Origin of the sequence: Streptomyces sp. NPDC048389 (genome assembly GCF_040706335.1) — a bacterium.
GTDB lineage: Bacteria > Actinomycetota > Actinomycetes > Streptomycetales > Streptomycetaceae > Streptomyces.
Genome location: NZ_JBEZKP010000024.1, coordinates 74,094 through 98,096 on the forward strand (window position 1 = coordinate 74,094; position 24,003 = coordinate 98,096).

A 24,003-nucleotide genomic window follows, 5' to 3' on the forward strand; every position below is an offset into this window, starting at 1 on the left:
GTCAATGCGGCGTGCTCCTCTCCCGGTTCGGTGCCGGGGTGTCGTGCCTCAGGAGGATCGGAGAGGGTTGGCGATGGTGACGTAGACGGACTGGGTGTCCACGGGGCCGACGAGTTCGTCGAGTCCGTGGAGGCGGGTGAGCAGATTGGCCTTGCAGCGGAGCGTGGGGTTTTCGAGCAACTGACCGGGCAGGGGCGAGCCCATACCGGCCGTGGAGGCGAGGAACTGCCGGAAGGCGGCGAGCAGGACGCGCTCGTCGGCGAGGCGCTGCGCCCCGAAGGCGCCGATCAGGCCCAGCACGTTGTTGATGCCGAGGTAGTAGGCGAAGCGCTCGTCGGTGACGTCGTCGGCGACGAAGGTGTCGCTGTCCACGCCGATGCCCGGGAGGAGGGCGTCGAGCCGCTCGCGGCGGGACTCGCGGAAGTAGTAGCCCTGGTTGTCCCGGTAGCGGCCGCCGGTCGGCCAGCCGTCGGGGTCCAGCAGCACGATCGTGTTCTGCTGGTGCGCCTCGAGGGCGATGCCCGCTGCGGCGTCCAGCCACAGCACGGGGCGTACGACATGGTCGAGGTAGCGCAGGAACCACTCGGCCGCGACCGCGGCGACGGGCCGGCCGGTGCGGGCGGCGAGCCGTTCCACGGTGACGGCGAGGCGTGAGCGCATGCCCGCCCGTCCCGGCCATGGCCGGGGAGTGGTCAGGGCCGCGATGCAGACCGCGTCGTCGCCGGGGCCGAAGGGGTTGTGCCGGATCATGACGTCGAGTCCGTGCAGGGGTTCGCCGTCAGGGGTGTCGACGGCGAGCCAGGCCGGGTCGCGCACGATGTCGAAGCGGGGGTGGGCGGCCCGCCACTGCTCGGCCAGGCCGGCGCGGAGCAGTCGGTGGACCTCGACCCCGCGGTGCAGTTCCTTGCGGAGGTTCTCCCGGCGGGAGTTGGTGATGCGCAGTCCGAGGGAGAGTTTGAGCATGGCCGGGGCGCCGGGCCGGTGCACCGTGCGGACGGAGGAGGTGGGGTACCAGAGGTCGCCCCGGGGGCCGAGGTCGTGCAGGAGCCCCGCGTCCAGCAGCGCGGACACGGCCGCGCGCTGCCTGATGTCCTGCGCCTGCCAGGGGTGCAGGGGAAGGGCGGCGCTGTTGTCGGGAAGCCGGAGGTCCCCCGCGAGACGGGACGTGAGCTGTTCGGCCGCGACGGCGCGGCCCTGTTCGGTCCAGGCCGACTCGGCGGCCAGGACCGATGTGTCGACAGCCATCCAGTGCAGCGGGAAGGAGCCGTACAACTCGGGCGAGTAGCTCCGTGCTTCGGCCTCGGAGATCCCTTCTCGGCTCTTGGGCGTCGGATGGAGCGGGTGGCCGAGCAGCAGCGACTGCTCGGCCGTGAGGAACAGGTCCGCCTCGGGAGGGGCGGTGGGACGTTCGCGCCGGTCCGCGATGAAGTCGGCCGTGCGCCGTGCCGAGTCGGCGACCCGAACCACGAGATCCGTTCCCTCGCCGTGCCCGGCCTCGCGGCCGAGGAGCGCGGCGACGGTCACGGCGTCCGCCCGGGCGGCCCCGGGCGGGCTTCCCTCCAACGCGGGAGGTCCGAAGCGGTGCCATCCGGTGGCCGACCAGTAGTGGACGGGGACCAGCAGGGCGGTGCCGCTGGCGCCGAGGGGAATGCGCAGGGTGGGGCCGTCGGGGCGGGCCAGGTCGTTCTCCCGTACCCAGCAGCGCAGCAGATTCTCCACGGTGGCCGTGTCCCCGGCGCGGCGTTCGTCGGGGTCGTCGAGAGGATCGGGGCGCACGCCGTGGCCGGGGTCGTCGAGGGCGTCCGGGCCCTCCGGCCGGCCGAGGCCGTCGAGACGGTCCGCGGCAGCGCCGGGGCGGTCCGCGGCAGCGCCGGGACGGCCGGGGTCGTCGGGGTGCCGGGAGGCAGCGGTGCAGGCCGGCGCGCCCACGGCGGCGCCGCGCTGTTCGTCGAGGCGTCCGCCCTGACGTGGCACCGTCGCGGGCTCCATCGTGAGCGGGCCGCTCGCGCCGCCCTGGTCGCGGGGGTGGCAGGCGGTGCCGTCGTAGGACTCGGGCGCATCGGGTGCGGGAGTGGGGTTCACGGAGGGCTTCCTTGTGACGTGGTCCGGGGTCGGTGCGACTGCCTGTGGCCGGTGCGGCCCTGCGTGGAACGCTCTGCGGCGGCCAGGGCGTCGGCGAACCGTTCGAGGACGGCCGCCGCTTGTTCGTCGGTCAGGGTGAGCGGAGGGAGCAGACGCACGACACCGGCCCGGCGTCCGCCCAGTTCGACGATGAGACCGCGGCGCAGACACTCCTGCTGGACGGCCGCCGCGAGCCGGGGTGCCGGAGGCGGGACGGCCGCGTCCGGTGCCATGGCGTCGGGGTCGACCAGTTCGACGCCGATCATCAGGCCCCGGCCGCGTACGTCTCCGACGCAGGGGTGGCCGGCGGCAAGCCCTTGGAGACTGGCCAGCATGCGGGCGCCGAGGGTCGCGGCGCGCTCGGCGAGGCGGTTCTCCCGGACGTGGGCGAGGGTGGCGGCACCCGCCGCCATGGCGAGCTGGTTGCCCCTGAAGGTGCCCGCGTGCGCTCCGGGCTGCCAGACGTCGAGTGCCGAGCGGTAGACGACGACGGCGAGCGGCAGGGATCCGCCGATGGCCTTGGACATCACCATGACGTCCGGTACGACTCCGCTGTGCTCGACGCCCCAGAAGGTCCCGGTGCGCCCCACTCCGGTCTGGACCTCGTCGGCGATCAGCGGGATGGAGCGGGAGGCGGTGACGTCGCGCATCCGGCGCAGCCAGTCGTCGGGTGCGGGAATCACACCGCCTTCGCCCTGCACGGGTTCGAGGATCATGCCGGCCGGCTTGGGAACCCCGCTCTTGCCGTCGTCGAGGAGGCTCTCGGTCCAGCGGGCGGCGATCTCCGCGCCCCGCTCGCCGCCGATTCCGAAGGGGCAGCGGTAGTCGTGCGGGAACGGCAGGCGGGTGACGCGTACGTCAGTGGCACCGCCGGAGGCTTCGAGGGCCCCGGCCGTCATGCCGTGATAGGCGCCCGTGAAGGCGAACAGGCCGCTGCGGCCGGTGGCGGTCCTGACGAGTTTGAGAGCCGCCTCCACGGCGTCCGTGCCCGCGGGGCCGCAGAACTGGATGCGCGCGTCCTCTGCCAGTGGCCGCGGGAGCGTGGCGAACAGCTCGGTGACGAAGGCGTCCTTGACGGGTGTGGCGAGGTCGAGAACGTGCAGCGGGGCGCCCGAGTCGAGCACCTTCTTGATCGCTTCGAGGACCACCGGGTGGTTGTGCCCGAGCGCCAGCGTGCCCGCACCGGAAAGGCAGTCGAGATACCGGCGGCCGTCGGCGCCTTCGATCGTCAGCCCCCTGGCCCGCACCGGCACGATGGGCAGTGAGCGCGCATAGGTCCGGGCGGCCGATTCGCGAAGCGACTGTCTCCGCAGAATCCCCTCGTGTGCTGCGGTCGGCGCCACCGGAGCAGGTTCGGTCACGGCCACGGCTGTTCGTCCTCCGGCTGTCACAGTTGTGTTGCACATCGGTACGGCACCCCTGCGGGGCGCACCGGCGCTGAAGGCTGTTCCTGCGTTCCCCGCACATACCAACGACGCGGGGAGCCTGGGATCACGGCCGATCGGAAGATCCTTACGGCTCCGGAACCATGGACCTGCCGCACACCGTCCCCACCGGCACCGGCATAGTGGGGGCCGCACTCCGCTCGACGAGCTCTGCCGGAGCGGCCGGGAACGCCCGCCTTTCGGAAGCTCCCGGGCAAATGCCGACAACTCAACAGTTCAACTCAACTGCCCAACTCAACAGCTCAGCCCAACCGCGCAGTTCACCGGCTGGGTTCAAACCGCTGAGTCCGACGACTCAGTTCCGTGGATCAGCAGCACCGAAGTCCCAGGGGGATCAAGAGATGCGACGCATTCGCCCGACGCTGGCAGTGGCCTCGATAGCCGCCGTGCTGGCGCTTGCCGCCACCGGGTGCGGCCCGAGCGAGGACAACGCCGGCGGCGAGCCGAGCGCGCCGGCCAGTCTGCCCGCCGACGGCAAGATCACGATTCCGGACGATCTCAAGGACCGCCTCAAAGAGCGCGGGATCGACCTGGACAATTGGAAGAACGGCGAGTGGAAGAACTGGGACAGGGACAAGTGGCTGCGTGAGGCGCAGGACTTCGTCAACCCGATCATCGAGGACCTCTGGGACCCGGACCGGATGCGGGACGCCGAGAAGCCCCCGGAGCAGCCCGTCGACAACGACATCTCGGGCGACGAAGGCGTCACCGACCCCGCTCCGGCCCCGGTCGACGCCCAGGCAGTGGCGGCCCCGTACCGCACGAGCACCGCGGAGGCCGGCAAGGTCTTCTTCGACGGCCCGCAGGGGTCGATGGTCTGTTCCGCGACCGTGGTGAAGGACCCGGCCCGCCCCGGCAAGTCCAACATGGTGTGGACCGCCGGCCACTGCGTGCACGCCGGTAAGAGCGGCGGCTGGTACCGCAACATCGCCTTCGTCCCGTCCTACAACGACGGGGCCAAGGAGACCGCGGAGCTGGAGAAGGCGCCCAAGGAGGAGATCGCTCCCTACGGTGTCTGGTGGGGCGACTGGGCCCAGACCTCCGACCAGTGGATCTCCCAGGGTGCCGCGACCGGCGGCCAGGGCGCGGCGTACGACTACGCCGTCATCCATGTGACCCCGGAGAAGGGCAGCACCGGCAAGTCCCTTGAGGAGACGGTCGGTTCGGCCCTGCCGGTCGACTTCGGCGCCCCCGCGGTGCCGAAGATCCAGAGCATGACCGCCACCGGCTACCCGGCGGCTCCGCCGTACGACGGCCAGAAGATGTTCCAGTGCGCCGACAAGCCCGGCAGGCTGTCGCTGAAGGCCGAGGAGCCGACGATGTACCGCATCGGCTGCACCATGACCGGTGGTTCCTCCGGCGGTGGCTGGGTCGCGCAGGGCCGGGACGGCAAGCCGGCCCTGGTCTCCAACACCTCCATCGGCCCGGTGACGGCCGGCTGGCTGGCCGGTCCGCGCCTCGGCAAGGAGGCCGAGGGCATCTACAAGGCGGTCAGCGACAAGTTCGCGGGCCAGTAGGGACGTTCGCGCGCGAGGGTGTCTCGTGAACCGATCCGGACAGGGGTCCCGACCGTACGGCCGGGGCCCCTGTTCCTCGCCCTCCCGCCCGCACACCCGGCGTCGGCCTTTCCCAGCTTCCGGCCTTTGCACATCCGGCCGGCCGGCGGGGCCGCGACTGGACGCGGATGCCCGGCGGATCTGCACGATGACGAGCGACAAGTTCGCCGGACGGTAGTCCCGACGACGACACAGCCGAAAGGCCCGCCGAGGCGGGCCTTTCGTCATGCCAGGAAGCCGGTGGCCGCCGTCAGTGCGCCGCGGGCACGTACGGAGACAGGGCCGCGGCCAGTTCCTCGTGCACCCGTGCCTTCAGCAACGTGCCCTCCGTGGTGTGCTCCTCGGAGATCACCTCGCCGTCGGCGTGCACCCGCGAGACCAGTCCGCCCTCGGTGTAGGGCACGACCGCCTCGATCTGGATCTTCGGCCTGGGCAGCTCGGCGTCGATCAGCCGCATCAGCTCACCGATGCCCGCACCGGTCCGCGCGGACACCGCGATCGCATGCCGCTCGATACGCAGCAGGCGCTGCAGCACCAGCGGATCGGCCGCGTCCGCCTTGTTGATCACGACGATCTCGGGCACGTCCGCCGCGCCCACATCGCGGATCACCTCGCGCACGGCCGCCAGCTGCTCCTCCGGTGCCGGGTGCGCTCCGTCGACCACGTGCAGGATCAGGTCGGCGTCCCCGACCTCCTCCATGGTGGAACGGAACGCCTCGACCAGGTGGTGCGGCAGATGCCGTACGAAGCCGACGGTGTCGGCCAGGGTGTACCCGCGGCCGCTCGGGGTCTCGGCCCGCCGGACGGTCGGGTCCAAGGTGGCGAACAGCGCGTTCTCCACCAGGACACCCGCGCCGGTGAGGCGGTTGAGCAAGGAGGACTTGCCCGCGTTGGTGTAACCGGCGATGGCGACGGAGGGCACCTTGTTGCGGCGGCGCTCCTGGCGCTTGATGTCGCGCCCGGTCTTCATCTCCGCGATCTCACGGCGCATCTTCGCCATCTTCTCGCGGATCCGCCGACGGTCCGTCTCGATCTTGGTCTCACCGGGACCGCGCGTGGCCATGCCGCCGCTGCCGCCGCCACCCATCTGACGGGACAGCGACTGACCCCAGCCTCGGAGCCTGGGCAGCATGTACTGCATCTGTGCCAGTGCCACCTGCGCCTTGCCCTCTCGGGACTTGGCGTGCTGGGCGAAGATGTCGAGGATCAGGGCGGTCCGGTCGACCACCTTGACCTTGACGACGTCCTCGAGCTGGATGAGCTGGCCGGGGCTGAGTTCACCGTCGCAGACGACGGTGTCGGCACCGGTCTCGAGCACGATGTCGCGCAGTTCCTGTGCCTTGCCGGAGCCGATGTACGTGGCCGGGTCCGGCTTGTCGCGGCGCTGGATGACGCCGTCGAGCACCAGCGCACCGGCCGTCTCGGCCAGTGCCGCCAGCTCCGCGAGGGAGTTCTCAGCGTCCTGCACGGTCCCCGAGGTCCATACGCCGACGAGCACGACACGCTCGAGGCGCAGCTGCCGGTACTCGACCTCGGTGACGTCCTCGAGTTCGGTGGAGAGGCCCACCACCCGCCGCAGCGCGGCACGCTCGGAGCGGTCGAGCTGGTCGCCGTCCCGTTCGGTGTCGATCTCGTGGCTCCAGGCGACGTCCTCTTCCATCAGGGCATCGGCCCGAAGGCTCTCGGCGCGCGTCTCCGCGAAGCTCTGCTGTTCCTGGGAAGGGGATGAAGAGGAGGTCATTGGGTCCTTACGTCGATATGGAGAGCGGATGTGCCGACGGAGTGCCGGACTGCTCCGGTACCGATGACAACGCGTGAGGGCCCCGGAAGATTCCCCCCTGGGGTCCGGTCCCGGCAGCGGCGCCGCCCTGCCGAATGGTCGCACGGGCCTGCCGCTGCCGTCACCCCGATTTCGGCGCCTCTCAGCGGCGGGTGTCCTTCGCGGCGCCGCCCTTGCCGTCCTCGACGGCCTGACTGCGCCAGTCGGGATGTCCCGGCATCGGAGGCGTCTGATTGCCGTACAGCCACGCCTGGAAGAACATCGAGAGGTCACGCTCCGCGATGCTCGATGCCAGCTGCGTGAAGTCCTCCGTGGTGGCCGTGGCGTCCTGGTGCTCCTGGACCCAGGTGCGCTGCAGGCGCTCGAAGGCGCTCTCGCCGATCTCCTGACGCAGGGCGTACAGGACCAGCGCGCTGCCGTCGTAGACGACCGGACGGAAGATGCTGAGCTTCTTGCCGGGCGCGGCCGCGGCGGGAGCCGCCGGCGGTCCGCCCGCGGCCCGCCACGCGTCGGAGTACTCGTATGCCCGGCGCATCCGGGTCTCGAGCGGCTGGTTCGCCTTCTCCTCGGCGTACAGCGCCTCGTACCAGGTGGCGTGGCCCTCGTTCAGCCACAGGTCGGACCAGGTGCGCGGCGAGACGCTGTTGCCGAACCACTGGTGGGCCAGCTCGTGCACCATGATCGAGTCGACGTACCACTCGGGGAAGGCACCCGAGGTGAACAGGGCGCGCTCGAAGAGCGACAGCGTCTGCGTCTCCAGCTCGAAGCCGGTCTCCGCGTCGGCGATCAGTACACCGTAGGTCTCGAAGGGATAGCGGCCGACCTTCTCCTCCATCCAGATCAGCTGGCCGGGCGTCTTCTTCAGCCAGGGCTCCAGCAGCTCGCGGTCTGCGGCGGGGACGACGTCGCGCAGGGGCAGCCCGTGCGGGCCCTGCCGCTCGATGACCGCCGATCGGCCGATGGAGACCTGGGCCAGCTCGGTGGCCATGGGGTGGCCGGTGCGGTAGACCCAGGACGCCTGCTTGTCGGTCCAGGCCCGGGCGACCCGTCGCCCGTTGGCGACCACGGTGATGTCCGGCGGCGCGGTGACGCGGAAGGTGAAGTACGCCTTGTCGGACGGATGGTCGTTGGAGGGGAAGACCCGGTGCGCGGCGTCCGCCTGGTTGGCCATCACCAGACCGTCGCCGGTGCGTACCCAGCCGCCGGCGTCCTTGGATCCGCGCGGGTCGCTCGTGTGCGCGACGGTGATCTGCATCCGCGAGCCGGCGGGGATGTTCGCGGGCGGGTCGATGACGAGGTCCTCACCGGCGGTGGCGAAGTCGGCCGGGGTGTCGTTCACCGTGACCGAGCGGACCGTGCCGTGGGTGAAGTCGAGGTTGACGCGGTCGAGCCCTCGTGTCGACCAGGCGTCGATCTTCGTGACGGCTTCGAGGGGCCGGTCGTTGCGGCCTTCGTAGGCGAGGGAGATGTCGTACTCGAGAACGTCGTAGCCGGGGTTGCCCAGTTGGGGGAAGAGCCGGTCGCCGATACCGAGCGGCTCCGGCGAGGGCAGCGTCGCGGCGATGAGGGCGGCCGACGCGGCGGCCAGCAGGGCGGCACGCATACGGCGCCGGGAGGTGTGCAGCATGGACTACCGCTACCAGCGCCCGGCCGTACGGCCCGCGACGGCGCGCGACGGGCGCCTCAGCGCCCACCCGAACGAGGTCAGGCGGTGGCCGCCGGATGCTGGGTCCGGCTCACGTCGTACACCCCGGGCACGTCGCGCATGGCTCTCATGAGAGCCGGGAGCCCGGCCGCGTCGGGCAGTTGGAGGGTGTACGTGTGCCGGACCCGCTGCTGGGTCGGGGGCTCCACGGTGGCCGAGACGACCGCGGCTCCCCGCCCGGCGATCGCTTCCGTGAGATCGGCCAGCAGACGGGGACGGCCGAACGACTCGGCGACCAGTGTGACCCGGCATTCGGCCGCGTCACCCCAGCGGACGGGCACCGGCTCGCGGCCCACGCCGGTCATCCGCGCCACCGCGGGGCACTCCTGTCGGTGAACGGTCACGGCCCCGCCTCGTACGGGGAAGCCGGTGACCGCGTCCGGCGGTACGGGGGTGCAGCAGCCGGCGAGCCGTACCGTCGCCTTCGGGATGTCCACCACGGCGTTCGCCGAGATTGGCCGGCCGGCGGGAAGCGGGGCGGGCCGGCGGGGAGCGGCGGAGGGGACCGCGGCACCCTGGGGGTGCGTGTCGAGCCAGCTGGTGATGGCGATCCGGGCAGCCGGGGTACGGGCGTGGTCGAGCCACTGGGGGGACGGCCCGGAGGCGCTGTCCTGGGCCAGCAGGACATGCACGGTGTCCCCGTCGCCGAGGACCGTGCTGAGGGTGGCGAGGCGGCCGTTGACGCGTGCGCCGATGCAGGTGTGCGCCGCTTCGCCGTACTGCGCGTAGGCGGCGTCCACGCAGGTCGCTCCGGCCGGCAGGCCGAGTGCGCGGCCGTCGGCGCGGAAGACGGTGATCTCCCTGTCCTGCGCCAGGTCCGCCCGCAGGGACGTCCAGAAGGTGTCGGGGTCCGGCGTGGACTCCTGCCACTCCAGCAGGCGCGACAGCCAGCCGGGCCTGGTCGGGTCGGCCCGCTCGCCGTCCGCCGGCTCCGCGCCGTCCACGGGCACGTACGGATTGCCCAGCGCGATCACCCCGGCCTCCGCCACCTTGTGCATCTGGTGCGTACGGATGAGGACTTCGGCGACGGCGCCGTCAGGGCCGGCGACCGCGGTGTGCAGAGACTGGTACAGGTTGAACTTCGGTGCCGCGATGAAGTCCTTGAACTCGGAGATCACCGGCGTGAAGCAGGTGTGCAGTTCACCGAGGACGGCGTAGCAGTCGGCGTCCTCGGAGACGAGGATCAGCAGCCGGCCGAAGTCCGTGCTGCGCAGCCGGGCTCGCCGGAGGCAGACCCGGTGCACGGATACGAAGTGTCGCGGTCTGATGAGCACGTCGGCGCTGATGCCCGCCTCGCGCAGGGCGGTCCGGAAGTCGTCCGCGAAGCCGGCGAGCGCGGTGCACGAGGTGGCGTTCTCGGCGATGAGCGCACGGGTCCGCTCGTACTCCTCGGGATGCAGGATCGCGAAGACCAGGTCCTCCAGCTCGCTCTTGAGCGCCTGGACACCGAGCCGTTCGGCGAGCGGGATCAGCACGTCGCGGGTGACCTTGGCGATACGTGCCTGCTTCTCGGGGCGCATCACGGTCAGGGTGCGCATGTTGTGCAGCCGATCGGCGAGTTTGATCGACATCACACGGACGTCGTTGCCCGTGGCGACGAGCATCTTGCGGAAGGTCTCCTGTTCGGCGGCGGCGCCGTAGTCCACCTTCTCCAGCTTGGTGACGCCGTCGACCAGATAGCCCACCTCGGCACCGAACTCGTCCTTCACCTGATCGAGCGTCACTTCGGTGTCCTCGACGGTGTCGTGGAGCAGCGACGCGGTCAGCGTGGTGGTCTCCGCGCCCAGTTCGGCCAGGATCAGCGTCACCGCGAGCGGGTGGGTGATGTACGGCTCGCCGCTCTTGCGGAACTGACCGCGGTGGGATGCCTCCGCCAGCAGGTACGCCTTGCGCAGGGGGGTGAGGTCGGCGTCGGGGTGGTGCGCCCGATGCGCCTCCACGACATGACCGATCGCGTCGGGGAGCCGGTCACGCCCCGTGGGGCCCAGCAGCGCGGCGGCGCGGCCCAGCCTGCGGAGGTCGATCCTCGGACGGCCGCGCCTGCGGCTGTGGGCACCTGGGTTGGTGGCCTCTGCGCTCATGGGGCACCTCCGGCAGCTTCGACCGGCGGTACGGAGAACTGGCGTGCCTCCGGGCCGGTCCTTGATGCTACCGAGCCCACCACGTGGCGCAGTCCGCCTCTCGCTCAGCGTGAAACGGATCACCCATTCGAGCGAAGCGCTATGCGGTCACGGTTTCGAGGAGGACGGGATCGATCAGCCCTTCGGCGACGATCACGGCGGCGCCGGTCATCTCGATCTCGCCGTCGGGCCGCTCCGTGATCACCAGACGGCCGCCGGGCAGGTCGACCCGGTACGTGACGGGCACTCCCGTGACGGCCGGGTCGAGGTGGTCCCGGCGCGCGGCGGCCACGGCGACGGCGCAGGCGCCGGTCCCGCAGGAGCGGGTCTCGCCGGAGCCGCGCTCATGGACGCGCATCGCGACGTGCCGTTCGCCGCGGTCGACGACGAACTCCACGTTGACGCCGTCCGGGTAGACCGACGCCGGAGTGCACTGCGGCGCGATGAGCAGGTCCCCGGCGTGGGCGAGGTCCTCGACGAAGGCGACCGCGTGCGGGTTGCCCATGTTCACGTTCCTCGCCGGCCAACTGCGGCCGCCGACCGAGACGGTGGCGCCGTCCTCGGGCAGCACCGCCCGCCCCATGAAGACCGTGATGTCGCCCATGGCGGAGCCGCTGCCGGAGGCAGCTTTGGCGAGGTGCACCTTCTTGATCCCGCCGCGTGTCGCGACGGACAGCTCGCCCGCCTCGACGTGGCCGGCGCGCTGGAGGTACCCGGCGAAGACCCGGACGCCGTTGCCGCACATCTCGGCGACGGAACCGTCCGCGTTGCGGTAGTCCATGAACCACTCGGCCTCGCCGGCCATGTGCCGCGCCTCCGGGTGGGCCGCGGACCGCACCACGTGCAGCAGGCCGTCGCCGCCGATACCGGCCCGGCGGTCGCACAGCCGGGCGACAACCGCGACGGGAAGATCCACCGCGTTGTCCGGGTCGGGGACGATCACGAAGTCGTTCTCGGTCCCGTGGCCCTTGAGGAAGGGCAGGGGCGACGTCTGCGAGGTGCTCACGTCCCCCATCCTACGAGGGCGGTCCGACAGCGGCGGAGACGGTCCGCCTCACGTGGGACGGTCCCGCTCACATGGGACGGTCCCGCTTCTTTCGCAGACTCGGCCGGGGCGGAGGCGATCACCCCGGTGGGAGCCGGACACCCGGGGGAGGCCATCACGCCGACCGGAAGCGGTCACCCCGACCGGAGGCGGTCACCTCAGTCGGGCCACGCGCCACACGGCGAGGGCCACGAGCACCGCGGCGACGCCCACGTACAGCGCGATCACACGCCAGTCGGGGCGCTCACCGGAGCCGCGGGACGGCAGACCGGGCCAGGTGTGGCCGACGCGGCGCGCCGCCATCATGCCCCAGCCCGCGGCGCAGCAGCTGATCAGCAGGCCCAGCATGGCGACGACCGCTCCCCCGTCGCCCGTACCGAACGCGAGCGGGAAGGCGAACATCAGCGAGCCGGTCGCAGCGAGGCCGACGATGGGGGCGAGCTGCCAGATCCGCAAGCGCCGCGGCGGGCGCAGCTCGACCTCGACCTCGTCCGCGAGCATCTCCCGCTCGTCGGGCCCGTCGGGGCTGAGGCCGGACGGGCCGTCGGCCGCGTCCTGCCGTTGCTGCTGTTCCGTGTCGCGAGGGCCGGCCTCCATCGCCACGCGCCCTCCCAACTCGGACTCAACTGTCGATCGATGCTCGATGATGGCACGCTCCCGGGGGCCGGAATGCCGGGCGGAGCGTCCCGATGCCATCACGTGATCAGGCTGTGACCGCTCGTTCGATCAACGTCAGCGCACGGCGCGGAAGTTCCTTCCGGTCATCGGCGGCGCCGCTCAGCCAGTGCACCCTCGGATCACGCCGGAACCACGAATCCTGGCGGCGGGCGAAGCGTTTGGTGGCGCGCACGGTCTCGTCGCGCGCCTCCTGCTCGGTGTACTCCCCGGCGAGCGCCGCGAGCACCTGCTGATACCCGAGGGCGCGCGAGGCGGTGAGCCCTTCACGGAGCCCCTGCCCCTCGAGCGCGCGCACCTCGCCGACGAGTCCCGCCTCCCACATCCGGTCCACGCGGACCGCGATGCGTTCGTCGAGCTCGGGGCGCGCGACGTCGACACCGATCTGGACGGTGTCGTAGACGGCGTCGTGGCCGGGGAGGTTGGCGGTGAACGGCTTGCCGGTGATCTCGATGACCTCGAGGGCCCTGACGATCCGCCGACCGTTGCTGGGCAGGATGGCACGGCCCGCCCCGGGGTCGGCCGTGGCCAGCCGGGTGTGCAGGGCGCCGGGGCCGCGCTCGGCCAGCTCCTTCTCCAGACGGGCCCGCACCTGCGGGTCGGTGCCGGGGAACTCGAGGGCGTCGATCGCCGCGCGTACGTAGAGGCCGGAGCCGCCGACGAGGACCGGGGTACGGCCCTCGGCGAGCAGCCGGTCGATCTCGGCCCGGGCCAGTCGCTGGTACTCGGCCACGCTCGCGGCCTCGGTGACGTCCCAGATGTCGAGAAGCCGGTGCGGCACCCCGCCGCGCTCCTGCGGCGTCAGCTTGGCGGTGCCGATGTCCATCCCGCGATAGAGCTGCATGGAGTCGGCGTTGACGACTTCGCCGTTCAACCGCCGGGCAAGGAATACCCCCAGATCCGACTTTCCGGCTGCGGTGGGACCGACGACGGCGATGACCCGCGGTGCGGGAGCTGGACTTCTCACCGGCCCAGTCTCCCAAACGTGAGCGCATGTCCCCGAACGAGCGAGGTGACGGCGGACGGGCGGCGTCGTTGCCTGTTGCGAGTCCGCATGCCGGTTTTCGCGCCGGTGCCCGTGCGCGACGCAAGAGGGCGCTCCGAACGGCGCGGATCTTCGCCCACACGAGTAGGGTATGGAGTAGATATGGGTGTTTTCTCATGGTTTCGCAGTAAGTCCGCAGTAGCGGAGGAGGTTCCGGTGTCCGACGGCTCGTCCGCCGGGGCGCCGGCAGAAGAGCCGTCGGAGGCGACCGGCGGCTCGGCCCCCGCCGAGGCAGCGGTCGACGGGAGCGGTCCGGCCGAGGCGGTGGAGATTCCCAAGCAGCAGTCGGCCGAGGACGCGGCGGACAGCGAGGCCGGCGAAGGCGCCCGCACGTAGTTCGGGCGACGCGGGTCGCCGGGGCGACAGCGGTTCCGGCGACAGTGGTTCCAGCAACAGTGGTTCCAGCGACGAGGGAAGGTGCTCCATGGGGATCCTGGACAACCTGAAGGCCAAGATCGGCCCCGCGAAGGACAAGGTCTCCGACCTCGCCCAGCAGCATGAGGGCCGGATCGGCCAGGGCCTGGAGAGAGCGGCCCGGACGGTCGACGCCAAGACCAAGGGCAAGTACCGCAACAAGATCGAAGCCGGTACCGGCAAGGCCAAGGACGCCCTGGGCCGCATCGCGCACAAGGACGGCGACGGGACGACACCGCCGGCTGCCTGACGGACACCGGGCCGGTTCAGCGCGGCGGGTACCGGGCCGGTTCAGCGCGGCGGGGTACCGGGCCGGTTCAGCGCGGCGGGGTACCGGGCCGGTTCAGCGCGGCGGGGCGGGCGGGGGGGGGGGGGGGGCCGGCCGGCGGGCGGGAGCGGCGGAGGGGCGCCCGGGGGGGTCGGGGGGCGGGGGGGCCGGGGGGGTCCCGGCGGGCGGGGGGCGGGGCGTGGGGCGCCCCCCCCGCCCCCCCCCCCCGCTCCTGCCCGTCCGTCTGCTCGCGCCGTGATCTCTACGACCAGGCCGCGACGAAATAGCCCACACCGTACGGGGCGTCCTCGTGGAGCAGCCGACCCCCCAGGCCGGCGCCCTCCGCGGCCCCGGCGAGGACCTGCCAGGGAGCGCGGCCCGAAACCTTGAGTTCGCGCGCCTGCAGTTCGTCCAGCACCCTGAGCCCCTCAAGGTCCGCCGCGCCGAGGGCGTCGGCGGCGCGCCGGTCGAAGTCCACCGCCCGTTCGTCCAGGTAGCCGGGGGCCTTGAGCGTGCGGCAGGCGCTGCCGTCGCCCATCACCATCAGCGCGACCCGTTCGGCGCGGGCGGCGAGTTCCCGGCCCGTCGCCACGCAGCGTTCGGTGTCGAGCGGCTCGCCGACCCCCAGCCCCTCGACGGGAGCGGCGGACCAGCGGCTGCGGTCGAGCAGCCAGGCGCCGACGGCGAGCGAGGGGGCCAGCGCCCGTTCCTGCCCGGGCCCCTCCCCCAGCCGTACCCCCAGTTCCACGCCGAACCCGCGGAAGGAACCGGTCGTTCCGGAGGCATGCGGCCCGCGGTGAGCCTGTTCGGCGGGTCCGACCACGAGGAGCAGGTCCGGCCTGGAGGCCGCCAGCACGGCCACGGCGTCGGCGCACGCGGCGCGGACCGCGTCCAGTTCTGACGCGGCTCCGGAGGCGACCTCCGGTACAAGGAGCGGCGGGCACGGACACACGGCGGCGGCTACGAGCATGATCCGCAGCCTAGTCCGCGCCCTCGTCTCCGCGGGACAGCCACCGGGGTCCGCGGAGCGGGCAGGTCGCCGACGGCCAAACGCCCCGGGAGCCGGGCCCCGAGGGTGGTGCTCAGACCGTGGCGCAGCCGCCCGTGACCGGCGGCAGCGGCGCGGGCACGCCCACCGCGGGGAGGCCCAGCATCACGCCGACCGGCTTCGCGGGCTCCGTGGTGTTGCGCTTCTCCCACGCGTCACCGGCTCGGGTCCGGCGCACTGAGGTCACGGCGCCTTCGGCCAGCAGATGGTGGGGTGCGGCATAGGTGGTCTCAACGGTGACGACGTCGCCGGGGCGCACCTCGGTGTCCGGCTTCGTGAAGTGGACGAGACGGTTGTCCGGGGCCCGGCCGGAGAGCCTGTGGGTGGCTCCGTCCTTGCGGCCCTCGCCCTCGGCGACCATGACCTCGAGAGTGCGTCCGACCTGCTTCTTGTTCTCCTCCCAGGAGATCTCCTCCTGCAGGGCGACCAGGCGCATGTAGCGCTCCTGGACGACCTCCTTGGGGATCTGCCCGTCCATCGTCGCCGCGGGCGTGCCGGGGCGCTTCGAGTACTGGAAGGTGAAGGCGTTCGCGAAACGGGCCTCACGCACCGTGTGCATGGTCTGCTCGAAGTCCTCCTCGGTCTCACCCGGGAAGCCCACGATGATGTCGGTGGAGATGGCGGCGTGCGGGATGGCCGCGCGCACCTTCTCGATGATCCCCAGGAAGCGCTCCTGCCGGTAGGAGCGGCGCATCGCCTTGAGGACGGTGTCGGAGCCGGACTGCAGCGGCATGTGCAGCTGCGGCATGACGTTCGGCGTCTCGGCCATGGCGGCGATCACGTCGTCCGTGAAGTCGCGCGGGTGCGGCGAGGTGAAACGGACCCGCTCGAGGCCGTCGATGGTGCCGCAGGCACGCAGCAGTTTGCTGAACGCCTCGCGGTCGCCGATGTCGGAGCCGTAGGCGTTGACGTTCTGTCCGAGCAGGGTGATCTCACTGACGCCTTCGGCGACGAGTGCCTCGATCTCCGCGAGGATGTCGCCGGGCCTGCGGTCCTTCTCCTTGCCGCGCAGTGCGGGCACGATGCAGAACGTGCAGGTGTTGTTGCAGCCCACGGAGATCGAGACCCATGCCGCGTACGCCGACTCGCGTCGCGTCGGCAGAGTGGAGGGAAACGCCTCGAGCGATTCCGCGATCTCGACCTGCGCCTCCTCCTGGACCCGGGCCCGCTCCAGCAGCACCGGGAGCTTCCCGATGTTGTGGGTGCCGAAGACGACGTCGACCCAGGGCGCCTTGGTGACGATGGTCTCGCGGTCCTTCTGCGCCAGGCAGCCGCCCACGGCGATCTGCATGCCGGGGCGCCTGGTCTTCATCGGGGCGAGCCGGCCGAGGTTGCCGTACAGCTTGTTGTCGGCGTTCTCGCGGACCGCGCAGGTGTTGAAGACGACGACGTCGGCGTCGCCGTTGGCGCCTTCGGGTGCGCGTACGTACCCGGCGTCCTCGAGCAGGCCGGACAGGCGCTCGGAGTCGTGGACGTTCATCTGGCACCCGTAGGTGCGGATCTCGTAGCTGCGGTGGCGGGTGTCCTGCGCGGTCATGCGACAAGGGTAGGCGGTGCGCGGGTCACTCCCGAACGCGGAGCCGGACGCGGACCCGGAGCCGGACCGGAGCCGGACCCCGACCCGGGCCCGGACTACGGACTACGGACCCGGACGCGGAGGCCGCCGGGGAAGCAGAGCGGACGGTGCCCACGTGTGGCACCCACGTGTGGCACCGACGGGTGCACCGACCGCCGCCACGGGCGGCCCCGCGGCCCTGCCTGGCCATCGCGGTCAGGAAGCTGGCAGGATCGCGCCATGCTCCCGGCACCCCCGGTCCTCTCCCGCCTCGGCCGCCGCCGCGCCCTGCAGGGTGCCGCGGCCGCCCTGGTGGTTCTCGGGCTGCTGCTCTGGTGGCTGCTGCCGTTCGGGCAGTCGTCACCGAGCGGGAAGCTGACGCTCAGCACCGGATCGCACAGCGGCGTCTACCAGCGTTACGGAGTGCTCCTGAAGGAGGCCCTGGCCCGGGACATGCCGGACCTGGAGATAGACCTGCGCACCAGCGAGGGCTCCCAGCAGAACCTGGAGCGGTTGGCGTCCGGCGAGGCCGACTTCACCATCGCCACCGCCGACGCGGTCGCCACGTACAAGCGGCAGCGGCTCCCGGGAGCCGACCAGCTGCGCGGCTGCGCCCGGCTGTACGACGACTACGTCCAGCTCGTCGTGCCGAAGAACTCTCCGGTGCGCTCGGTGGGCGACCTGCGGGGCAAGGCGGTGGGCGTCGGACAGGACGGTTCCGGCATCCGGCTGGTGGCCGACCGGCTGATGACGGCCGCCGGCCTCGATCCCCGGCGGGACGTCACTCCGTTCCCGTCCGGCATAAACGCGGCACCGGGACAACTGGAGAAGGGTTCCATCGACGCGTTCTTCTGGTCCGGCGGGCTGCCCACCAACACCGTGCAGAGGCTGTCCGAGCGCTTCCCCGTCCGGCTGGTCGCACTGGGGCCCGAGCTGGTCGCCAAGCTCCACGCTTCGGGCGACCCGACCAGCTACTACCGTTCCGCCGTGATGCCGGCCGACGCGTACCCGCAGGCGCAGGGCGGAGAGCCCGTAGAGACGGTGGCGGTGGCGAACCTGCTGGTCACCATGGACCACATGAGTCCGGCGCGGACCGAAGGCTTCACCCGGACGGTGATCAGGAGCCGGGACCGCATCGGCAACACGGTGCACCCGGCGCAGCTGGTGGACCTGCGGACAGCCGTCTATACGGCCCCGCTGCCGCTGCACGAGGGCGCGCGGCGCTACTACCGCTCGGTCAAGCCGTGACCCCGTGATCGTCGTCGCGTTGATCGTCGTCGGGACGGCGCGTGACCGCTCGGGCGCCCTCGGAGCGCCTGCCCACGCGGATGCCCTCGGACGGGACGGGGTCAGGCGTCCTCGGGCCGCGTACGCGGAACGGTGAGCGTCACCTTCAGACCGTGCGGCTCGTGGTGCGCGTACGTGATGGACCCGCCACCCGCCGCCAGCAACGCCCTCGAGATCGACAGTCCCAGACCCGAGCCCTTCACGTTCTGGTGATGGCCGCTGCGCCAGAAGCGGTCACCGACCCGGGACAGCTCCTCGTCGGTCAGACCCGGCCCGCGGTCGGCGACGACGACGGTGGACGTGTTGCCCTGCGACGCGGTACCGACCGTCACCTCCTCACCCTGCGGGGTGAACTTCAGCGCGTTGTCGATCACCGCGTCGAGTGCGCTGGACAGCGCCACGGGATCGGCCCAGGCGGTGACGGCTGTGGTCTCCGAGGACAGCAGGACGCCCTTCTCGTCGGCGAGCGGCCGCCACGCGGTGACCCGCTCTGCGGCCAGCTCCCCGATGTCGGTGAGCCGCAGCTCCGCGGAGGCGTGCTCGGCCAGGGCCAGGTCCAGCAGATCGTCGAGGACCTGGGCGAGGCGCTTGCCCTCCGTACGCACGGAGGCGATCTCCGCGTTCCCCTCGGGAAGCTCGAGGGCCAGCAGCTCGATACGCAGCAGCAGCGCGGCGAGCGGGTTGCGCAGCTGGTGCGAGGCGTCGGCGACGAAGGCCCGCTGCTGTTCGAGGACTTCCTCGACGTTGTCGGCCATCTCGTTGAACGAGCGGGCCAGGCGCCGCAGTTCGGGCGGCCCGCTCGCGGCCGCGACACGCGAGTTCATACGTCCGGTCGCGATGTCGTGGGTGGCCGCGTCCAGGATGCGTACGGGCCTGAGCACCCAGCCGGTGAGGCGGAAGGCCGCGCCGACCGCGACGAGCATCGCGGCGCACTCACCGGCGACGATCAGCAGCCAGCCCCGCAGGACGCGTGAGCGCAGTTGGTCGGTCGGCGAGTCGGTGAACACCACGGCGACGACATCTCCGTCCTGCACGACCGGCGAGGCGACGACGAGCCGCTCGCCGCGCTGCCACGGCCACACCTGCGGCGGGTCCTGGCTGCGCCGACCGGTGAGCGCCTCCTGGAAGGCCGCGCGGCCCTCCCCGTCGGACGGCAGGTACCAGTCGCTCGGCGCACGGGCCATCGAGTCGCCGCTGCGGTGGAAGACGCCCGCCCTGATCCCGTACACGTCCTGGTAGCGGTCGAGCTGCTCCTGAAGGGTCGAGCGCCGCTCGTCCGGTGCGGGCCCCTGGTCGGTGACGAACTGGGCGAGCGCGGCGAACCGCACGGTGTCGTCGATGCGGTCGACGACGACCCGCTGTTGCTCCGCCGCCGCGAGGCTCACGGCCAGCGGAAAGCCGAGCGCCAGCAGCACACCGGCCATGAGCACGATGAGCAGCGGAAGGAGTCGGGTACGCACCGGGGGCGGAGGGCCTTACACGCCGGCCGGCGTGACGAGCCGGTACCCGACGCCCCGCACGGTCTCGATCAGGGCCGGCATCCGGAGCTTGGAGCGCAGGGACGCCACGTGCACCTCGAGGGTGCGGCCGGTGCCTTCCCAGCTGGTGCGCCACACCTCGCTGATGATCTGCTCGCGCCGGAAGACCACACCGGGGCGCTGGGCGAGCAGCGCCAGCAGGTCGAACTCCTTGCGGGTGAGCTGTACGGCCGTGCCGTCCACACTGACCCTGCGGGTGGGCAGCTCGATGGTGACCGGTCCCAGCCGCAGGGCGTCGTCGGCGGCGGGCACGGCGGCGTCGTCGCTCGTGGTGCGCCGGCTGACGGCATGGATGCGGGCCAGCAGCTCGCCGGTGTCGTACGGCTTGACGACGTAGTCGTCGGCGCCCAGGTTGAGACCGTGGATGCGGGAGCGGACGTCGGAACGGGCCGTGACCATGATCACCGGCGTGGAGGTCAGCTTCCTTATCTTGCCGCAGACCTGGTAACCGTCCTGGTCGGGCAGGCCGAGGTCCAGGAGGACGACGCCGAAGGGCGGCTTGGCCGGTTCCGTGGTGGGCAGGACGGCCCGCAGGGCCTCTTCGCCGTTGCGGGCGTGCACCACCTCGAAGCCGTGCCGGGCGAGCACCGCCGACAGGGCGGCGGCGACATGGTCGTCGTCCTCGACGAGCAGCAGCCTCATGGCCCCCCTTCCAGTCGCCTGGTCTTCGTAGTGCGGTCGCGTGGTGTTGCCCGGCCGTTCCACGACACACCACAGGGCATCAAGTCGGATTTCCCGGCGCACAGTCAAGAGGGACCAGGGCCTCGGACGGTTCCGTTATCCACCCGGTATCGCAGTGCACCACCCCGTTCACGCATAGTGTCCGGTTGAGGCCGGATCGTTATGCTCAATTTCCCCTCAGATGTAATGACGCTGATCGCAGCGCGTGACTAAGGTCCCTCCCAACCGAGGAGGACGGAGCAAGAAGCCGATGAGCGGAGTGTCAGTGACCAAGGACGCCGAGGACGCGGTACCCACGGCCGATCTGGTCGTGCTGAGCAACGTGAACAAGCACTTCGGCGCGCTGCATGTGCTCCAGGACATCGACCTGACCATCGCCCGGGGCGAGGTCGTGGTCGTCATCGGGCCTTCCGGGTCCGGAAAGTCCACGCTGTGCCGCACCATCAACCGCCTGGAGACGGTCGACTCCGGCTCGATCACGATCGACGGCAAGCCGCTGCCGCACGAGGGCAAGGAACTCGCCCGGCTGCGCGCGGACGTCGGCATGGTCTTCCAGTCGTTCAACCTCTTCGCGCACAAGACCGTGCTGGAGAACGTGACCCTGGGGCAGATCAAGGTCCGCAAGACCGACAAGAAGGCGGCGGAGACCAAAGCCCGGTCGCTGCTCGACCGGGTGGGCGTCGCCGCGCAGGCAGACAAGTACCCCGCACAACTCTCCGGCGGCCAGCAGCAGCGCGTGGCGATCGCGCGGGCGCTGGCCATGGACCCGAAGGTCATGCTCTTCGACGAGCCGACGTCGGCACTCGACCCCGAGATGATCAACGAGGTCCTCGAGGTCATGCAGCAGCTCGCGCGTGACGGGATGACAATGGTGGTCGTCACACACGAGATGGGCTTCGCCCGATCCGCCGCGAACCGCGTCGTGTTCATGGCGGACGGCAAGATCGTCGAAGAGGCGACGCCCGACGAGTTCTTCAACAACCCGCGCAGCGACCGGGCCAAGGACTTCCTGTCGAAGATCCTTCACCACTGAGTCCTGGATCAGCCGGTTCCATAGTTCGCGTCTGATCCGACACTTCGCGTCAAAATTTAGGGAAGTCATCATGAAGCTTCGTAAGGTCACCGCCGCTTCGGCCACCGTGTTCGCACTCGCCCTGACCGCCACCGCCTGTGGCTCCGACGGCGGGGACAGCGGCTCCGACGGCGGCAACAAGAAGATCACGGTCGGTATCAAGTACGACCAGCCCGGCCTCGGCCTGAAGACCCCGGACGGCTCGTTCACCGGCTTCGACGTCGACGTCGCCAAGTACGTCGCCAAGGAGCTCGGTTACGAAGAGGGCGACATCGAGTTCAAGGAGACGAAGAGCGCCGACCGCGAGACCGCGCTGGCCCGCGGCGACGTGGACTTCATCGCCGCCACGTACTCGATCACCGACGAGCGCGCGAAGAAGGTCGACTTCGCCGGCCCGTACCTGCTCGCCCACCAGGACCTGCTGATTCGCGCCGACGACAACGTCACCAAGGGCGACGACCTCAACGGCAAGAAGCTCTGCTCGGTCACCGGCTCCACGTCCGCGCAGAACGTGAAGAACGACTTCGCGAAGGACGCCCAGCTGAAGGAGTACGGTACCTACTCCCAGTGCCTCGGCGCCCTGCAGAGCGGCCAGGTGGACGCACTCACCACCGACGACTCGATCCTCGCCGGTTACGCCGCCCAGGAGCAGTACAAGGGCAAGTTCAAGCTCGCCGGCCTCGAGCTGAGCAACGAGAACTACGGCATCGGTGTCAAGAAGGGCGAGAAGGAGATGGTCGACAAGATCAACGCCGCCCTCGAGAAGATGGTCCAGGACAAGTCCTGGGACAAGGCCGTGCAGGACAACTTCGGTCCGGCCAACTACGAGAACGAGCGCGCCCCGGAAATCGGCAACATCGTCAAGTGAAGCAGGGCTGAGACGGCGCGCCGCCCCTGAGGGCGGCGCGCCGGGCCCTCCCACACGCGGAAGCGCGGGAGATCGTGTTCGACTTTCTTGAAGGTTACGACTTGCTCGGGGCGTTCTGGATGACGGTGAAACTCACCGTCCTCTCCGGAATCGGCTCCCTGGTGCTCGGCACCGCCCTCGCCGCGATGCGGGTGAGCCCGGTGCCACTGATGCGCGGATTCGCCACGGTCTACGTGAACGTGGTCCGGAACATCCCGTTGACCGTGATCATCGTCTTCTCCGCGATCGGTCTCGCCGACACCCTCGGCATGACCATGGGGGTACCCGACGATTTCGAGGCATTGCCGTTCCGGCTGGCAATCCTCGGACTCTCGGCCTACACCGCGGCTTTCGTCTGCGAAGCCGTTCGGTCCGGCATCAACACGGTGCCGGTCGGCCAGGCGGAGGCGGCACGCGCCATCGGACTGAGTTTCACTCAGGTCCTGACGAGCATCGTGCTTCCGCAAGCCTTCCGGTCGGTCATCGGTCCGCTGACCAACGTGCTGATCGCTCTTACCAAGAACACGACCGTGGCGGCCGCCATCGGTGTGGCGGAGGCGGCTCTGCTGATGAAGGAGATGATCGAGAACGAGGCACAGCTGGTGCTCATCTCGGTGGTCTTCGCCTTCGGCTTCGTGGTCCTGACCCTTCCTACGGGACTCGTCCTCGGCTGGGTCGGCAAGCGTGTGGCGGTGAAGCGATGACGTCCGTTCTCTACGACGCCCCGGGCCCCCGGGCCAAGCGGCGCAACATCGTCTACACGATCGTCTTCCTCACCGCGCTGGTGCTCGGCCTCTGGTGGGTGCTGAGCGTCCTGGCCGAAAACGGGCAGCTCGAGTGGTCCCTGTGGAGGCCCTTCACCGAGGCCCAGGCATGGACGACCTATCTGCTGCCCGGCCTCGGCAACACGATGAAGGCCGCGGCGCTGGCCATGGTCATCGCGCTGCCGCTGGGCGCCGCCTTCGGCATCGCCCGACTGTCCGACCACCGCTGGGTCAGGGTGCCGGCCGGAGTCGTCGTGGAGTTCTTCCGCGCCATCCCGGTCCTGCTCCTGATGCTCTTCGCGAACGAGCTCTACGCGAACTCCGACGCCATCAGCAGCGACATGCGACCGCTGTACGCCGTGGTCACCGGCCTGGTGCTGTACAACGCGTCGGTCCTCGCCGAGGTCGTACGGGCCGGCATCCTGTCGCTGCCCAAGGGACAGTCCGAGGCCGCCAAGGCGATCGGTCTGCGCAAGGGCCAGACGATGACGAGCGTGCTGCTCCCGCAGTCCGTCACCGCGATGCTGCCGGCGCTGGTCAGCCAGCTCGTCGTGATCGTCAAGGACACCGCACTCGGCGGCGCGCTGCTGGCCTTCGCCGAGCTGCTCAGCGCGCAGGGCACGCTGTCCGCGAACTACGCGAACACCATCCCCAGCTTCATCGTTGTCGCGCTGATCTTCATCGTCCTGAACCTGATCCTCACCACGTTCGCCTCGTGGCTGGAGCGCAGGCTGCGGCGGGGCAAGAGGAGCACGGGCGCGGTGCTGACCGCGCCCGGCGGCGCGGAGGAGCCCGTCGGGGAGCCAGGAGTCACCAAGACCGACGAAGGGCCGCATACCTGACGGTTCATCCGATGTTCGACCGCTGAGGGGCGGGGGGGCGGAGGCCCCCCCCCCCCCCCCCCACCCCCCGGGCCGTGGATTCGGGGGCCCCGCCTAGGGTTATTAAAAGAATGTATTAGACGACGCGCGGCCACA

Annotated in this window: 20 protein-coding genes; 8 read left to right on the forward strand and 12 right to left on the reverse strand. The window is 70.9% G+C overall.

Annotated features, from left to right (window positions below):
* Positions 1–48: 48 nt before the first annotated feature.
* Positions 49–2,082, reverse strand: a complete 2,034-nt coding sequence (locus AB0903_RS18525) for an IucA/IucC family protein (RefSeq protein ID WP_366703999.1) — start codon at positions 2,080–2,082, stop codon at positions 49–51.
* Complete coding sequence (locus AB0903_RS18530) at positions 2,079–3,488, reverse strand: diaminobutyrate--2-oxoglutarate transaminase family protein (protein ID WP_366704001.1); 1,410 nt, start codon at positions 3,486–3,488, stop codon at positions 2,079–2,081. The genes AB0903_RS18525 and AB0903_RS18530 overlap by 4 nt, the downstream gene beginning before the upstream one ends.
* A gap of 419 nt (positions 3,489–3,907) precedes the next feature.
* Here AB0903_RS18530 and AB0903_RS18535 point away from each other — a divergent pair, with 419 nt between their 5' ends.
* The gene (locus AB0903_RS18535) at positions 3,908–5,083 is read left to right on the forward strand and encodes a hypothetical protein (protein WP_366704003.1); all 1,176 of its coding nucleotides are present in this window, start codon (positions 3,908–3,910) and stop codon (positions 5,081–5,083) included.
* 289 nt (positions 5,084–5,372) lie between these two features.
* On the opposite strand, the gene hflX is transcribed toward AB0903_RS18535, so the two are convergent.
* From hflX to miaA, 6 genes are all read right to left on the reverse strand, one after another.
* Positions 5,373–6,863 (reverse strand): GTPase HflX, encoded by a 1,491-nt coding sequence (gene hflX, locus AB0903_RS18540; protein ID WP_366704005.1) that lies wholly within the window; start codon positions 6,861–6,863, stop codon positions 5,373–5,375.
* Between the two features lie 181 nt (positions 6,864–7,044).
* Positions 7,045–8,529: a M1 family metallopeptidase gene (locus tag AB0903_RS18545; protein WP_366704007.1), complete on the reverse strand. Its 1,485-nt coding sequence runs from the start codon at positions 8,527–8,529 to the stop codon at positions 7,045–7,047.
* A 77-nt stretch (positions 8,530–8,606) separates the two neighbouring features.
* A complete protein-coding gene (locus AB0903_RS18550) occupies positions 8,607–10,688 on the reverse strand; it encodes an HD domain-containing protein (RefSeq protein WP_366704009.1) in 2,082 nt (693 codons plus the stop codon).
* A gap of 139 nt (positions 10,689–10,827) precedes the next feature.
* Complete coding sequence (gene dapF, locus AB0903_RS18555; RefSeq protein WP_366704011.1) at positions 10,828–11,742, reverse strand: diaminopimelate epimerase; 915 nt, start codon at positions 11,740–11,742, stop codon at positions 10,828–10,830.
* Positions 11,743–11,925: 183 nt separating this feature from the next.
* Positions 11,926–12,369 (reverse strand): hypothetical protein, encoded by a 444-nt coding sequence (locus AB0903_RS18560; protein WP_366704046.1) that lies wholly within the window; start codon positions 12,367–12,369, stop codon positions 11,926–11,928.
* Positions 12,370–12,475: 106 nt separating this feature from the next.
* Complete coding sequence (gene miaA, locus AB0903_RS18565; protein ID WP_366704013.1) at positions 12,476–13,414, reverse strand: tRNA (adenosine(37)-N6)-dimethylallyltransferase MiaA; 939 nt, start codon at positions 13,412–13,414, stop codon at positions 12,476–12,478.
* Between the two features lie 234 nt (positions 13,415–13,648).
* On the opposite strand from miaA, the gene AB0903_RS18570 reads away from it, so the two are divergent.
* Both AB0903_RS18570 and AB0903_RS18575 read left to right on the forward strand, forming a co-directional pair.
* Positions 13,649–13,828 carry a gliding motility protein gene (locus tag AB0903_RS18570; protein ID WP_366704015.1) on the forward strand — a complete coding sequence of 60 codons (180 nt, stop codon included), beginning with the start codon at positions 13,649–13,651 and terminating at the stop codon, positions 13,826–13,828.
* Positions 13,829–13,916: 88 nt separating this feature from the next.
* Entirely contained in the window at positions 13,917–14,156 is a 240-nt protein-coding gene (locus AB0903_RS18575) for an antitoxin (protein WP_366704017.1), read from the forward strand.
* A gap of 280 nt (positions 14,157–14,436) precedes the next feature.
* On the opposite strand, the gene AB0903_RS18580 is transcribed toward AB0903_RS18575, so the two are convergent.
* Together AB0903_RS18580 and miaB are read right to left on the reverse strand one after the other, a co-directional pair.
* Positions 14,437–15,144: a class III extradiol dioxygenase subunit B-like domain-containing protein gene (locus tag AB0903_RS18580; RefSeq protein ID WP_366704018.1), complete on the reverse strand. Its 708-nt coding sequence runs from the start codon at positions 15,142–15,144 to the stop codon at positions 14,437–14,439.
* A 112-nt stretch (positions 15,145–15,256) separates the two neighbouring features.
* Entirely contained in the window at positions 15,257–16,759 is a 1,503-nt protein-coding gene (miaB, locus tag AB0903_RS18585; protein ID WP_366704020.1) for a tRNA (N6-isopentenyl adenosine(37)-C2)-methylthiotransferase MiaB, read from the reverse strand.
* 258 nt (positions 16,760–17,017) lie between these two features.
* On the opposite strand from miaB, the gene AB0903_RS18590 reads away from it, so the two are divergent.
* Positions 17,018–18,025 carry a TAXI family TRAP transporter solute-binding subunit gene (locus AB0903_RS18590; RefSeq protein ID WP_366704022.1) on the forward strand — a complete coding sequence of 336 codons (1,008 nt, stop codon included), beginning with the start codon at positions 17,018–17,020 and terminating at the stop codon, positions 18,023–18,025.
* Positions 18,026–18,126: 101 nt separating this feature from the next.
* Here the strand turns inward: AB0903_RS18590 and AB0903_RS18595 are convergent, their stop codons facing one another.
* Together AB0903_RS18595 and AB0903_RS18600 are read right to left on the reverse strand one after the other, a co-directional pair.
* A complete protein-coding gene (locus AB0903_RS18595; RefSeq protein WP_366704024.1) occupies positions 18,127–19,524 on the reverse strand; it encodes a HAMP domain-containing sensor histidine kinase in 1,398 nt (465 codons plus the stop codon).
* A gap of 15 nt (positions 19,525–19,539) precedes the next feature.
* The gene (locus AB0903_RS18600) at positions 19,540–20,244 is read right to left on the reverse strand and encodes a response regulator transcription factor (protein ID WP_366704026.1); all 705 of its coding nucleotides are present in this window, start codon (positions 20,242–20,244) and stop codon (positions 19,540–19,542) included.
* 289 nt (positions 20,245–20,533) lie between these two features.
* On the opposite strand from AB0903_RS18600, the gene AB0903_RS18605 reads away from it, so the two are divergent.
* From AB0903_RS18605 to AB0903_RS18620, 4 genes are all read left to right on the forward strand, one after another.
* Entirely contained in the window at positions 20,534–21,316 is a 783-nt protein-coding gene (locus AB0903_RS18605; RefSeq protein ID WP_366704028.1) for an amino acid ABC transporter ATP-binding protein, read from the forward strand.
* A gap of 70 nt (positions 21,317–21,386) precedes the next feature.
* Entirely contained in the window at positions 21,387–22,223 is an 837-nt protein-coding gene (locus AB0903_RS18610; protein ID WP_366704030.1) for a glutamate ABC transporter substrate-binding protein, read from the forward strand.
* A 74-nt stretch (positions 22,224–22,297) separates the two neighbouring features.
* Entirely contained in the window at positions 22,298–22,966 is a 669-nt protein-coding gene (locus tag AB0903_RS18615) for an amino acid ABC transporter permease (RefSeq protein ID WP_366704032.1), read from the forward strand.
* Positions 22,963–23,868 carry an amino acid ABC transporter permease gene (locus tag AB0903_RS18620; protein ID WP_366704034.1) on the forward strand — a complete coding sequence of 302 codons (906 nt, stop codon included), beginning with the start codon at positions 22,963–22,965 and terminating at the stop codon, positions 23,866–23,868. Before AB0903_RS18615 ends, AB0903_RS18620 begins: the two co-directional genes overlap by 4 nt.
* Positions 23,869–24,003: the final 135 nt, after the last annotated feature.

Excerpts from the sequence above, each read along its gene's own strand:
- AB0903_RS18535 (WP_366704003.1), top strand. The coding sequence starts at position 3,908 with ATGCGACGCATTCGCCCGACGCTGGCAGTGGCCTCGATAGCCGCCGTG.
- hflX (WP_366704005.1), bottom strand. The coding sequence starts at position 6,863 with ATGACCTCCTCTTCATCCCCTTCCCAGGAACAGCAGAGCTTCGCGGAG.
- AB0903_RS18545 (WP_366704007.1), bottom strand. The coding sequence starts at position 8,529 with ATGCTGCACACCTCCCGGCGCCGTATGCGTGCCGCCCTGCTGGCCGCC.
- AB0903_RS18550 (WP_366704009.1), bottom strand. The coding sequence starts at position 10,688 with ATGAGCGCAGAGGCCACCAACCCAGGTGCCCACAGCCGCAGGCGCGGC.
- dapF (WP_366704011.1), bottom strand. The coding sequence starts at position 11,742 with ATGGGGGACGTGAGCACCTCGCAGACGTCGCCCCTGCCCTTCCTCAAG.
- AB0903_RS18560 (WP_366704046.1), bottom strand. The coding sequence starts at position 12,369 with ATGGAGGCCGGCCCTCGCGACACGGAACAGCAGCAACGGCAGGACGCG.
- AB0903_RS18575 (WP_366704017.1), top strand. The coding sequence starts at position 13,917 with ATGGGGATCCTGGACAACCTGAAGGCCAAGATCGGCCCCGCGAAGGAC.
- AB0903_RS18580 (WP_366704018.1), bottom strand. The coding sequence starts at position 15,144 with ATGCTCGTAGCCGCCGCCGTGTGTCCGTGCCCGCCGCTCCTTGTACCG.
- miaB (WP_366704020.1), bottom strand. The coding sequence starts at position 16,759 with ATGACCGCGCAGGACACCCGCCACCGCAGCTACGAGATCCGCACCTAC.
- AB0903_RS18590 (WP_366704022.1), top strand. The coding sequence starts at position 17,018 with ATGCTCCCGGCACCCCCGGTCCTCTCCCGCCTCGGCCGCCGCCGCGCC.
- AB0903_RS18600 (WP_366704026.1), bottom strand. The coding sequence starts at position 20,244 with ATGAGGCTGCTGCTCGTCGAGGACGACGACCATGTCGCCGCCGCCCTG.
- AB0903_RS18605 (WP_366704028.1), top strand. The coding sequence starts at position 20,534 with ATGAGCGGAGTGTCAGTGACCAAGGACGCCGAGGACGCGGTACCCACG.
- AB0903_RS18610 (WP_366704030.1), top strand. The coding sequence starts at position 21,387 with ATGAAGCTTCGTAAGGTCACCGCCGCTTCGGCCACCGTGTTCGCACTC.
- AB0903_RS18620 (WP_366704034.1), top strand. The coding sequence starts at position 22,963 with ATGACGTCCGTTCTCTACGACGCCCCGGGCCCCCGGGCCAAGCGGCGC.